The sequence below is a fragment of the Streptomyces sp. NPDC057638 genome (assembly GCF_042800315.1).
Taxonomy (GTDB): Bacteria; Actinomycetota; Actinomycetes; order Streptomycetales; family Streptomycetaceae; genus Streptomyces.
This window is the reverse complement of record NZ_JBHVHF010000254.1, coordinates 1-11,964: the sequence shown is the minus strand read 5'-3', so window position 1 is coordinate 11,964 and position 11,964 is coordinate 1. Positions and strand designations below refer to the sequence as shown.

Below are 11,964 nucleotides of genomic sequence, written 5' to 3'. Positions count from 1 at the left end.
GGGTCAGGCGGCCTTCCTGAAGACGAGCACCTCCGTGGAGGCGACCCCCATCGGCGCCAGGAAGCCGGCTTCCAGGTCGCACCCGAGGGTCGCGAAGAGATCCACGCAGGTTCGCCGGGGCAGGGCGGCGGGGAAGGAGTCGTGGCCCGAGCCGCCCTCCGTCGCCCAGGTGCGTACCGTGGCCGGGTCCAGACAGGTCTCGGACATGACGTCGAAGACGATGCGCCCGCCGGGGCGCGTGACGCGCGCCATCTCGAAGAAGTAGCGGCAGGCGCAGAGGAAGGTCACCGTGTTGAAGACCTTGTGGGCCTGGACCAGGTCGACGCTGCCGTCGGGCGTCGGGGAGAGACTGGACCCCGCGGTCGGCTGGGCGACCACGCCGAAGGTGTCCACGAGATAGCCGGCCCAGGGCGCCGCCGTCTCGTAGATCTCGTAGCGGCCCGGTGAACACTCCTTGAGTGTCTTCTCCAGATACCGGCCCGACCCGGGTCCGATCTCCAGCACGGTGCTCGGCCCGGGTTCGTAGACACCCAGGGCCCGGAGTTGGTCGATGGTGGACTGGGTGGCGCCGGGCGTGCCGTTCATGACCTCGTCGATATGGTCACCGACCGAGAGCCCGGACGCCCGTGCGGCCCGCATGGTCGCCTCGAACGGCAGGAAGTCGTCGACGCCCCCGAGGTTGTCGGTGCTGCGGACGATGTCGAATCCCGCACGTCCCAGCAGTCGCCTGACCCCTGACTTCCCCAACGACGCCACTCTGTCCGCTGCCCTCATGCGGCATGCTCCCCCGGTCGATTCCACCGTCGGAGTCAGCATAGGAGCGCGACCGCTGACGCGCAGTGGGACGGCGAATTCACTCCGCGACCACCGGCCGGGCCGTCAGCGCGAGCCGCCATGGAGCCCGGCCCGGTTCACTGTCCTACCCTGCCGTCGACGCACTCACGCAACAGGTCCGCGTGCCCGCAGTGGCGGGCGTACTCCTCGATCCGGTGCACCAGCAGTTGCCGGATGGAGATCCGGTCCCTGCCGACGCGCGCGCCCAGGTCCGGGTGAGTGGCGAGCGCCGCGTCGGTCGCGGCCTGTTCGCGCTCCAGATCGCGGTACGCGGCGTCGACCACGGCCGGGTCGGCGACGGCCCCCTCGAAGTCGGCGTCCCGCGCGCCGTACAGCCTGGGCAGCGGTTCATCATCGGTGAGCCAGTCGCGCCAGTCCCGTTCCACCGCGGCGAGATGGCGGACCAGGCCGAGCAGCGACATCGTCGACGGCGGGACCGACCGGCGGGCCAGTTGCTCCGCGTCCAGGCCCTCGCACTTCATCCGCAGGGTCATGCGGTAGTCCGTCAGGTACTCCTGGAGGGTGGCGAGTTCGCCATCCGGACCGGAGCTCTCGCGGTGACGGGGGTCGCTGTCCGGGTCCGCCCACATATCGGGGTAGACAGTTGCCTGGGTCCATCGTGTGGTTCGCTCGCTCATGGATCGCATCGTCGCAGGCCATGACCTGGTCCCACGACTGAGTTCCCGCATCTGAACGGTAGGTGGCCCTGACACCCGAGCCCGATCCCGGTAGCGGTGTCAGCCGGTCGTCCGCGCGGGTCCGTCCACGACGTCACTCCGCCGCGGCGGCGGCCGCGCGCACCGGCCGGAAATCGACCATGACGGGGAGGGCGGCGGGTAGCCTTCGTCGGCTCCACCGAGATGATCATGTTCAGTGAAGGGATTCCGGATGAACCGCATGGCCACCGTGCTCGCCGCGCTCGGCATCACCGCCGGGCTGATGAGTGCCCCCGTGGCGCAGGCCGCGCCCCACCCCCAGCCCCGGACTGGGGACGGCCCGGCCGCCGTGGCGGTGAAGCCGCAGCCGTGCACCGGGGCCTTCGGCGACGACGCCCGGCTCGGCCCGAAGTACCTGCCGAAGAAGAAGACCGCGCCCGTGGGGCCGCTGCTGAAGGGCTGGCAGCGGACGGGCGAGCTGACGCGGTCGGCCTTCCTCACGAAGTACTGGGAGGGCCCGGCGCAGACCGGTAGCTGGAAGTACCCGCCCCACGACGGCTTCGCCGTGGTCAACGGCGAGGTCGACAAGGAGCCCACCAAGCTCAGGGCGGGTCAGCGGCTCGACCGCTTCGGTTCGGAGTTCGGCGGCTATCTCGCCCCCGCCGGGGACTCCTACGCCGAGCGCGCCCTGCCGCCGCAGAACCTCAACACCCGCGACGGAGCCACCCCCTGCGACTACCGGGTCTACAAGGTGGCCAAGCCCTTCTGGGTATGGCAGGGCGGTATCGCCCCCTGGTTCGAGCAGCCGGGCGGGGGCCAGCAGATCAAGCTCGACCCGGTCTTCCTCGACCCGGGCCAGGGCCAGCGGCTCAATGTGAAGTGGCTGCTGGAGCGGGGATACCTGACCGCCGTGGCACAGTAGCGGCCATGGACCGGCGACAGGCACGGGAAGCGTTGCGCGCGGCCGGAGTGGCCGAGGGCTACTACCGCATCGAGGGGGTACACGACCCCACCCCCACCCCGCCCGACTTCCTGTTCCTGCGCCGGTCCGGCGACGGGGGCTGGGAGGTCGGGGCGTATGAACGCGGCGCCCATCAGGTCATCGCGCGGTACGGGAACGAGTCCACGGCCTGCGCCCATCTGCTGAAGCTCCTGCTCTGAGGGCCGCGCCGCCCGGGGGCCGGGGTGCGACCGGTCACCCCCGTACCGCGGAGGACGTCACCGTCCACCGGGGAAAACCAGATGACCGCGCTGGTCAGGGCTCTGTACGGTCCGCCGGGTGGAACCACTCACGGAAAACGACATCCGAACGTCCCTGGTGAACTGCTCGAAGGGCGAGGCCCGCCGTATCCGGCTGCCCACCGGATTCGCCGAACTCGACTGGGACGACCTCGACTTCCTCGGCTGGATCGACCCCGGCGCGCCGCTGCGGGCGGTGATCGTGACACCAGGGGCCGACGGTTCCGCCGGGCCCGTCGGCATCGTGCTGAGGGTGCCCGCGACCTCCAGCACCAGCGCCGTCAAGTCGAGCCTCTGCTCCCTCTGCCTGACCGGGCACGCCTCCTCCGGGGTCTCGCTCTTCGTGGCGCCGCTGGCGGGCCCCCGGGGCCGTGAGGGGAACTCGGTCGGGCGCTATATCTGCGCCGACCTCGCCTGCTCGCTCTATCTGCGCGGCAAGCGCCAGCCCGCGATGCGCACCCGGCGGTATGAGGAGACCCTCGGCCTGGAGGACCAGATCGCGCGGACCCTGACCCATCTCGACTCCTTCCTGGCGAAGGTCACCGCGGGCTGATCCCGCCCCTCCCCCCGGTCCCCCTCCCGTGGCGCCCGGATCCCCCGGGCCCGGAGGCGGGGCCGGGGGTCACTCCGGTGTCTCCGAGGGGGCCCGCAGCGCGAGCAGCGCCATATCGTCGGTGGCCGGGCCGCCGACATGACGGCGGACATCGGTGACGAGGAAGTCCAGCAGGTCGTCCGGCCGGGTGTAGTAACGGCCGCTGAGCCGCTCCTCCGGGTCGTAGAAGACGCCCGCGGAGTCCCGGGCCTCGGTCAGTCCGTCGGTGTAGAGCAGCAGCAGTGAGCCCGGCGGCAGGGGATAGGTGTCCGCGCGCCCGGCGCCCGGGCCGATCAGGCCGCTGAGGCCGAGCGGCAGCGCCGGTTCGGCGGGATCCAGCCGGAGCACCCCGCCGTCCGGGTGGATGACCAGCGGCTCGGGATGGCCCCGGTTGACCAGCACGACCCGGCCCCCGCCGGGCGGGATCTCCCCGACCACGGCCGTGGTGAACGACTCCCCGGCCCGTACCGTCCCCAGCCGTGCCGCCTCACGGCTCAGCGCCTCCTCCAGCCGGGACGCCAGGGTCACCAGCGACTCCTCCTGGTCCGCCAGGACCCGGAAGGCGCCGATGGCCACCGCCACCTCGGCGACCGCGCCCAGCCCCTTGCCCTGGACATCGCCCACCAGCAGCCGCAGCCCGTGCGGGGTGTCCTGCACGGCGAAGAGGTCCCCGCCGACGAAGGCCTCCGCCAGCGCCGCCTCATAGCGGGCGGCGACGGAGATGCCGCCCACCCGTCCGGAGGGGACGGGGAGGATGGCGCGCTGCGCCGCCTCGGCGACGACCTGGGCGGTGGCGAGTCGCTGGCCGCCGCGCCGCACCACCCGGTTGATCAGCAGCGCGAGGGCGGAGACGGTGACGACGGTGATGGTCTCCGTGTACGCCTGCGGGGCGCCCACGGTGTCGCTGAGGACATGGAGCCGGATCACGACGAACAGCGCCACCAGCCCGACCGCCAGGGTGGGGCGCCAGCCGAAGAAGGGCGCCGCGATCAGGGGCGCCGCCGTCAGCATGGGCACGCCCGTGTACTCGGCGGGCGCGGTGAGGTCGAACACCACCCCGGCGGCGATCATCAACGCCGGAAGCACCCGGATGAACCGACGGGCCTTCGAACGGCCCCGCTGCTGCTGACCCACTGATCCACTCTGCGCCACGGGCGGCCGCCGGAGCGGCTCCGACACTCCCCAGGGCGACAACGGCGTCGGCGGGAGCCCCCGTGCTCCCGCCCGGTCGCCCCGCGCCCGGCGGGGCACCCGGTCAGGGTTGTCCCCGCCTCCGTCCGGTTGACAGGGTGGGGGCATGAACGCTTCCGCGCGCCCCGACCCGGATTCCAGCCCCGCCGCCGGGCCCTGGACCACCACCCCCGTCACCGCACGGCTGCTGCGCGGCGCGCTGGAGGTCGAGCCCACCGCGCACGGGGTCCTGCCGCACCGGCTGCCCGCGCGGGCGAGGGCCCAGTGCACCGATGGACAACTGGCCAGGGCGGAGGCACAGCCGTCCGGGGTACGGCTGGCCTTCCGTACCCGGGCCACCGCCGTCGAGCTGGACGCGCTGCGCACCACGATGGCCTACGAGGGGGCTCCGCCCCGCCCGGACGGGGTGTACGACCTGGTCGTCGACGGACGGCTGGCCGGGCAGGGCAGTGTGGACGGCGGCCATGTGCTGTGGGTGGACCTGAGCACCGGGGCCGAGGAGCGACGGCCGGGACCGGTCGGCACCGTACGGTTCCCCCGGCTGCCCGAGGGGGTGAAGGACATCGAGATCTGGCTGCCGCACAACGAGATCACCGAGCTGGTCGCCCTGCGCACCGATGCCCCCGTCGAGGAGGCGCCGGTGCCGGAGCGGCGGGTCTGGCTGCACCATGGAAGTTCGATCAGCCACGGCTCGAACGCCACGAGTCCCACCGCGATCTGGCCCGCGCTCGCCGCCGCCCGGGGCGGGGTGGAGCTGGTCAATCTCGGCTTCGGGGGCGGCGCGCTGCTCGACGGGTTCACCGCGCGGGCCCTGCGGGACACCCCGGCCGATCTGATCAGCGTCAAGATCGGTATCAATCTGGTCAACACCGATCTGATGCGGCTACGGGCGTTCACCCCGGCCGTGCACTCCTTCCTCGACACCATCCGCGAGGGGCATCCCACCACCCCGCTGCTGGTCGTCTCGCCGCTGCTCTGCCCGATCCACGAGGACACCCCCGGCCCCAGCGCCCCGGACCTCAGCGAGATCGGCGAGGGAAGGCTCAGCTTCCGCGCCACGGGCGATCCCGCCGAACGGGCCGCCGGGAAGCTGACCCTGACCGTCGTACGGGACGAACTGGCCCGCCTGGTCGAGCGGCGCGCGGCCGACGACGCCCGGCTGTACTACCTCGACGGGCGCGAACTGTACGGGGAGGCCGACGCCGCCGAACTGCCGCTGCCGGACCGGCTCCATCCCGACACCGCCACGCACCGCCGCGTCGGGGAGCGGTTCGCCGCGCTGGCCTTCGGCGCGGACGGGCCGTTCGGGGGGCCGGGCGGGTAGGGCCTGTCTGATGGACCGGACAGGTTCCAGGCGCGGGGCCGGGCGGGACCCGCGTCCATGACGGGTGTGCGATCACCCGTCCGGCCCCTCCAGCGGGTCCGCCACTCACGCCAGGTACAGCGCCATCGCCGGGCCCGGCTCACGGACCCGGCGCCCCGACAGGCCGACCGGTGTGCCCCGAGGGTGACGCACCGTGCCGCCCGGCCGCCCGGGGTCCGCTCAGGCGGACGCGCGGTGACGTTCGGCCCGGGCGGGCGGGCGATCCGGCCCTCCGTTCGGCTCTGTCCCGGTGGTGGCGCCGGGGTGCGGGCGCCAGCGTGAGCATGCTGGTCATCGGTGCGAGAACGACCGCTCCCGGACCGTGCGGCTCCCTGACCGCGCGGCTCGGAGGATGGACCGCCGCCCGCGCCGACCATCCGAGGAGCGAGGAGAACGGCATGCTGGACGACACTGTCGGACGATTCCTGAAGGCGCTGAGCCCGGCGCACCGGGAGCAGGTCGAACGCCACCCCCGGGAGCGGCAGGAGGAACTGGCCGCGGCGTGGGAGGAGGAGCTGCGGCGGGACACCGACCTCGACACACTGGACGAACTGTCGGTCCCGGCGGCGGAGAGCGAGGCCGCCCGCCGGGTCATGGAGAAAGAGGCCGACTAATGTCTCCCCGCCGGACCGAGCCGGACCGAGCCGGACCGAGCCGGACCGAGCCGGACCGAGCCGGACCGAGCCGGACCGAGCCGGACCGAGCCGGGGCTGGCCGGGGCTGGCGGGGGCTGGCCGGGGCTCGCGTGCGGGGCACGGCTCTCCCTCCCCCTGCGCCTAGCGGCGCGGGAGGTGCCCCCACCTGCGCCTAGCGGCGCGGGAGGTGCCCCCACCTGCGTCTGGCGGTGCGGGAGGTGCCCCCACCTGCGTCTGGCGGTGCGGGAGGTGCCCCCACCTGCGTCTGGCGGTGCGGGAGGTGCCCCCACCTGCGCCTAGTGGCGCGGGAGGTGCCCCCACCTGCGCCTAGTGGCGCGGGAGGTGCCCCCACCCGCGTCTAGGGGCGCCGGAGGTGCCCCATCCGCGGCGGGCGGCCGTCGAGCCTGGTGGCCCGGGTGCCCGGGTGCCCGGGTGCCCGGCGTGTTCCGGGGGTCGGTGATCGGGGCCTGATCCTCCTCCCGTACTTGACGAACCCGTGCCCGCTCCGGACCCTGTGGCTCACACCATCCGCTCCAAGAGCCGGAGGCTCCCATGACGGACAGTGCCACACCGGGAGCCGTGCCCTACTTCGACGTCAGCGCCCCGGAGTTCTCGATCACCTCCGACGCGGTGCGCCAGGCGCGCGAGAGTTCCTGGTACGCCCGGACCGGCTACGGACTGGCCGTGCTGCGCCACGCGGAGACCGAGGCCCTGCTCAAGCATCCGCTGCTCCGTCAGGGCAGCGTGGCCTGGCCCGCTCACCACGGGATCACCGAGGGGCCGCTCGCCGACTGGTGGGCGAGCTGGATCCTCCACCAGGAGGGGGCGGAGCACCGACGGCTGCGGCGGCTGATGAACCCGGCGTTCTCCGCCCGGCTCACCGCCACGCTGACGCCCCGGTTCCGGAGCCTGGCCACCGAGCTGACCGACGCCTTCGCCCCCAGCGGGCGGTGTGAGTTCGTCGCGGATTTCGCCGAGCCCTACGCGGCCCGGGTGATCGCCGTGCTGCTCGGCCTCCCGGAGTCCCAGTGGCCGGTCATCGCCCGGGAGTCCGCCGTCCTGGGCCTCGCCCTGGGGGTGACCATCCGCCAGGACCTCGACCGCATCGAGGGCGCGCTCGCCGTGCTCAGCGCCTATGCCGAGGAACTGATCGCCGACCGGCGGCGCCGGGCGCGCGACGACTTCGTCTCCCGGCTGGTCCATGGCTGCGGTGACCGCCTCAGCGGAGCTGAACTGCGGGACGGCTTGGTGCTGCTGATCTTCGGGGGCTTCGACACCACCCGTAACCAGCTCGGTCTGGCCCTCCAGTGCTTCGTCCGCCATCCCGGCCAGTGGCGGCTGCTCGCCGAGCGGCCCGAGCTGGGCGCCCGGGCGGTGGAGGAGGTGATGCGGGTCAACCCGACCGTGCGCTGGGTCACCCGTGAGGCGCTGGAGGACTTCACCTTCCAGGGCGTCGACATCCCGGCCGGGACCACTCTTCAGCTCTGGAGCGAGTCCGCCGGTACCGACCCCCGGGTGTACGGCGCGTACTCCTTCGACATCACCGCCGAGCGCGCACCGCACTTCGGTTTCGGCGGCGGGGTCCACCACTGCCTCGGCCACTTCGTCGCCCGTGGTGACATGGCCGAGGCCCTGCCGGTGCTCGCCCGGCGCCTGCGCGATCCCCGGTTCGCCGACGGCGCCGTCTGGCTCCCCGACTCCGGCAACACCGGACCCGTACGACTGCCGCTCACCTTCACCCCCGGCCCCTGACCCGGCGGGCCGCCTCCGGGGTCATCCGGTGGACGGGGCCGCCGATGGGTATGCCCAGTGCGGTCCGCTGCCCGTGGCCCGTCGTCAGATCTCCGTGAGGTGTCCCATGACCGACCGTACGCCGAGTACCACCGCACTCGACCGGCACCGCGAACGGAACTCCGAGCGGGGCGCGGTCGACGCCGTGCGCGAGCGGATCGCGGCGGCGGGCGTGGAGTTCCTCTACTACCAGGCGGTGACCGTCGGGGGCCGGGCCGTCGGCAAGGTGGTCCCGGCCGTGCATCTGCTCCGCAATCTGGAGAACGGGGTCCAGATGCACCGCGCCGTCGCCGCCGACTTCCAGACGGACCGGGGCGGCACCCTCCTGGGCGGCGGCCCCCGGGCGACCGAGTTCACCGCCCTGCCCGATCCCGACACCTTCGCCGTACTGCCCTGGGACACCGGTGTCGGCCGGTTCCTCTGCCGCCTCTATGAGCCCGCGCACCAGTCCGAGCGCGGTGGGGAGCCGTTCGCGGCCGATGTGCGTGGCCATCTGATCCGGCGTCACCGGGAGTTCACCGAGCGCACCGGTCTCGTGCTGCGTTCCGGCTGTGAGCCCGAGACCACCTGGACCGGACCCGGTCTGGAGGTGCCGCACCGCCCGGACGCCAGTCCCGCGTACCAGGTGGAGATGCTGGAGCGCAATCGGCCCGTCTACCGGAAGGTGATCGGCTACGGCACGGCGATGGGGCTCGACATGATCGAGGGTGACTACGAGGATCCCGGTCAGCTCGAACTGAACTGGATGTACGACCGGGCCGAGCTGACCGCCGACCGGCTCCTCACCTTCCGGCAGATCTGCCGCCAGGTCGCCCGCGAACTCGGTGTCACGGTCAGCTTTATGCCCAAACCCGCCGTCGGAGTGATGGGCAACGGCTGTCATCACAACCTCAGCCTCTGGCGCGGGGAGGAGAACGTGCTGGCCGAGCCCGGCCGTCGCGATCTCCATCTCTCCGAGACCGGACGGCACGCCCTCGGCGGCATCCTGGCCCACGCGGCGGGCGCCATGGCCGTCATGGGCCCCACCGTCAACTCGTACAAGCGGTACTGGGACGCGGGCCAGTTCGCCCCCGGGCGGATCGACTGGGGCATGGACGACAAGACCTGCACCGTGCGCCTGTCCGCCAACGGACGGCTGGAGTTCAAGCTGCCGGACGCCATGGTCAACCCGTATCTCTCCCATGCCGTCCTGCTCGCCGCCATCGCCGATGGCCTGGAGAACCGGATCGAACCGGGTCCGCCGCAGGGAGGCGGCGCCGACCCGGGCGACCGGTTCCCCGCGCTGCCGCTGACCCTGGGCGAGGCCCTGACGGCGTTCGCCCAGGACAGCGTGGTCCACGGCGCGCTGGGCGAGGAGATCGCCGCGCTCCACCAGGCGTGCAAGTCGGACGAGTGGGCGCGGTTCTGTGCCGCCGTCACCGACTGGGAGCACCTGATGTACGGGGAGGGCACGCTCTGACCGTGCCGCCGGGGCCCTCCGCCGTGCCGCCGTCGCCCCGGCGCGGCACCGCAGTCCTGCCGTACCGTCGCGGCACCGCCGGTCCGTGCGCCGCGCCGGGGCGCTCGGCCGGGGTGCCGCCACCGGGTTCCGTCACCCGAAGGCGGGCATGATCCGTTCGTGGATCAGCCGCAGCTGCTCCCGCGCCTCTGGCACCCGCGGCAGATCCCGCTCGGCGAACGCCTTCACCAGCGTACGGTCCGTCACGGCGCAGATCAGATGGTTGACCCCGGTCACCGCGATCTCGTCGCGGATCTTGGCCACACACTCCTCCGGGGTGCCCGAGACCGAGAGCCGTTCGGCCACCTCCGGTGTCGTCAGTTCGATGCCCCGGGCCAGATCCCCGGCCCGGACCGCGTCCACCACCGGCCGCAGCTCCGCCGGGTCGACCCCGTTGCGCCGCAACTGCTCCTCGGACATCGCCGTCGCGTAGATGCCCACCATGCTGCGGGCCGCCTCCCGGGCCACCGCCGAGTCCTCGGCGGTCGCGAACACCACCCAGGCACCGATGTCGAGGGAGTCCACGTCCTTCCCGGCCCGCTCGGCCCCGGCGCGCAGATGCTCCACCATGTAGCCGTAGGCCTCACGGGTGTAGCTCAGCGCGTGGTGGCAGCCGTCCGCGAACTCCCCGGCGGCCTCGAAGATCCGGGGTCCGCGCATTCCGCCCAGCTTCAGCGGCAGCCGTCGCTGCACCGGCCGGGCGAAGGTGAACAGTCCGTCGTAGGTGTAGAACTCACCCTCGAAGGTGATGGCGCCCTCGTCCAGCAGGGTCCGCACCACATGGAGCGCTTCCTTGGTCCGCGCGAGGGGCCGCATCCCCGCCGGGTCGATCCGGTACTGCTCCAGCAGGCCCACATTGCCGCTCGACAGCACCGCCTCGGCCCGGCCGCCCGACAGCTCGTCCAGGGTGGCCAGTGCCTGTGCCACATGGGTGGGCTCGCGGAGCAGCATCGGCGACACACTGGGACCCAGCCGGATCGTCCGGGTCCGTCCGGCGGCGGCCGCGAAGAGCACCCACAGATCCTTGTGCCAGGTCTCGTCCACCGCGTAGCAGGCGTGGAAGCCCAGTTCGTCGGCGAGTTGGATGGTGGAGAGCGACTCCTCGACGGAGTGGTCCGGAAGCAGCGCGTAACTGAATTTCATGCGGGCATTGTGGGAACGCCCGCCCGGCCCCGCCATGGGTCCCGTCGTTTTCCGGCCAAGCTGGGTGAACCCATCGGGCGGGTGCCCACGCGGCGGCGCGGGCCGGGGTCCGCCGCACCACGGACCGCGCCCCCGTACCCAGCGGAGTACGGGGGCGGGGGGAGCCGGGTGGAGCCATGGCGGCGCGCGTGGCCGGGCGTTCGTGATCCGGCGCTGGGCTCAGCGCACCCGTCTCACCGCCCCCGGCTCAGCGCACCCGTCTCACCCCGGGTGGCTCAGAGACCGAACTCGGCCGGGGCCAGGCCGAGCGTGATGCACACCTCGCGCAGGATCTGCTCCTCGGCGGGGGAGACATAGCCGTCGGCACCCGCGATCACCAGGCCGGTCTGGACCACGGCCCGCGCCTCGGTGGGCTTCTTCGCGGCCTTCGCCACCTCCTGGAGGGCCTCGGCCCGGCCGCGGATGACATTGGCCGAGAGCGCGTTGACATGCTTGTTGAAGCCGCTGCGCAGCTGCTCCGGCGGGAAGTTCTGGAGCACGTCGTTGGAGAGGATCAGCGACTCCACATGCTGCCGCTCGGCCGGGTCGACATGGCCGTCCGCCGCCGCGACCAGGGCGCAGACAGCCATGCTCGCGTCACGGTAGGCGCCGCTCTTCAGCTCCGTCTTGAGCGAGGTGAGCTGGGACTTCAACAGGCCCACCAGTTCGGCCTTGGACTTGGACCCGCCGCGCCCCGCCGCTCCGGCCGGGGCGTGCCCGTGCCCGCCGGAACCGGAGTGCCCGTGTCCACCGGAGCCGCTGGACCCGCTCTGGGCCTGCTGCTGGAGAGTCTTGGCCTGGTCCTTGATGCGGTCCCACATCGCCACTGGTGCCACCTCGGTCTGTCTGTCGTTCGTCACCGGACGCGCGGGGTCACGCGTCATCCTGGCAACGTACGGACCCGGCGGAGAGTTCCCGGACCGTGCCGTTCCGTCGTCATCCGCTCCCGGTCCCCCGCGCGCGCCCTTCGGCCCCCCGTAACC

General features: G+C 72.8%; 12 protein-coding genes. 7 read left to right on the top strand and 5 right to left on the bottom strand.

The window, feature by feature from the left end:
• Positions 1 to 3 precede the first annotated feature (3 nt).
• Positions 4 to 774 (bottom strand): methyltransferase domain-containing protein, encoded by a 771-nt coding sequence (locus ACFVIM_RS26820; protein ID WP_384306240.1) that lies wholly within the window; start codon positions 772 to 774, stop codon positions 4 to 6.
• Between the two features lie 137 nt (positions 775 to 911).
• The gene (locus ACFVIM_RS26815; RefSeq protein ID WP_384306237.1) at positions 912 to 1,472 is read right to left on the bottom strand and encodes a DinB family protein; all 561 of its coding nucleotides are present in this window, start codon (positions 1,470 to 1,472) and stop codon (positions 912 to 914) included.
• 250 nt (positions 1,473 to 1,722) lie between these two features.
• Between ACFVIM_RS26815 and ACFVIM_RS26810 the strand changes: the two genes are divergently transcribed.
• The 3 genes from ACFVIM_RS26810 (at position 1,723) to ACFVIM_RS26800 (ending at position 3,282) form a co-directional block, all read left to right on the top strand.
• Complete coding sequence (locus ACFVIM_RS26810) at positions 1,723 to 2,412, top strand: TNT domain-containing protein (RefSeq protein WP_384306234.1); 690 nt, start codon at positions 1,723 to 1,725, stop codon at positions 2,410 to 2,412.
• Positions 2,413 to 2,417: 5 nt separating this feature from the next.
• Positions 2,418 to 2,651, top strand: coding sequence for a hypothetical protein (locus tag ACFVIM_RS26805; protein WP_384306232.1), 234 nt, complete (start codon positions 2,418 to 2,420; stop codon positions 2,649 to 2,651).
• Positions 2,652 to 2,769: 118 nt separating this feature from the next.
• Positions 2,770 to 3,282 carry an FBP domain-containing protein gene (locus tag ACFVIM_RS26800; protein WP_384306229.1) on the top strand — a complete coding sequence of 171 codons (513 nt, stop codon included), beginning with the start codon at positions 2,770 to 2,772 and terminating at the stop codon, positions 3,280 to 3,282.
• 69 nt (positions 3,283 to 3,351) lie between these two features.
• On the opposite strand, the gene ACFVIM_RS26795 is transcribed toward ACFVIM_RS26800, so the two are convergent.
• Entirely contained in the window at positions 3,352 to 4,455 is a 1,104-nt protein-coding gene (locus tag ACFVIM_RS26795) for a PP2C family protein-serine/threonine phosphatase (protein WP_384306227.1), read from the bottom strand.
• A gap of 163 nt (positions 4,456 to 4,618) precedes the next feature.
• On the opposite strand from ACFVIM_RS26795, the gene ACFVIM_RS26790 reads away from it, so the two are divergent.
• The 4 genes from ACFVIM_RS26790 (at position 4,619) to ACFVIM_RS26775 (ending at position 9,760) form a co-directional block, all read left to right on the top strand.
• Entirely contained in the window at positions 4,619 to 5,836 is a 1,218-nt protein-coding gene (locus tag ACFVIM_RS26790; protein WP_384306224.1) for a GDSL-type esterase/lipase family protein, read from the top strand.
• A gap of 323 nt (positions 5,837 to 6,159) precedes the next feature.
• Complete coding sequence (locus ACFVIM_RS26785; RefSeq protein WP_384306246.1) at positions 6,160 to 6,489, top strand: hypothetical protein; 330 nt, start codon at positions 6,160 to 6,162, stop codon at positions 6,487 to 6,489.
• 573 nt (positions 6,490 to 7,062) lie between these two features.
• Entirely contained in the window at positions 7,063 to 8,262 is a 1,200-nt protein-coding gene (locus ACFVIM_RS26780) for a cytochrome P450 (RefSeq protein WP_384306221.1), read from the top strand.
• Between the two features lie 106 nt (positions 8,263 to 8,368).
• A complete protein-coding gene (locus tag ACFVIM_RS26775; RefSeq protein ID WP_384306218.1) occupies positions 8,369 to 9,760 on the top strand; it encodes a glutamine synthetase family protein in 1,392 nt (463 codons plus the stop codon).
• A gap of 132 nt (positions 9,761 to 9,892) precedes the next feature.
• On the opposite strand, the gene ACFVIM_RS26770 is transcribed toward ACFVIM_RS26775, so the two are convergent.
• Together ACFVIM_RS26770 and ACFVIM_RS26765 are read right to left on the bottom strand one after the other, a co-directional pair.
• Positions 9,893 to 10,942 carry an LLM class flavin-dependent oxidoreductase gene (locus tag ACFVIM_RS26770; protein WP_384306215.1) on the bottom strand — a complete coding sequence of 350 codons (1,050 nt, stop codon included), beginning with the start codon at positions 10,940 to 10,942 and terminating at the stop codon, positions 9,893 to 9,895.
• Positions 10,943 to 11,217: 275 nt separating this feature from the next.
• On the bottom strand, positions 11,218 to 11,808 hold the full coding sequence (locus ACFVIM_RS26765; protein ID WP_384306243.1) for a tellurite resistance TerB family protein: 591 nt from the start codon (positions 11,806 to 11,808) through the stop codon (positions 11,218 to 11,220).
• Between the last annotated feature and the right edge of the window lie 156 nt (positions 11,809 to 11,964).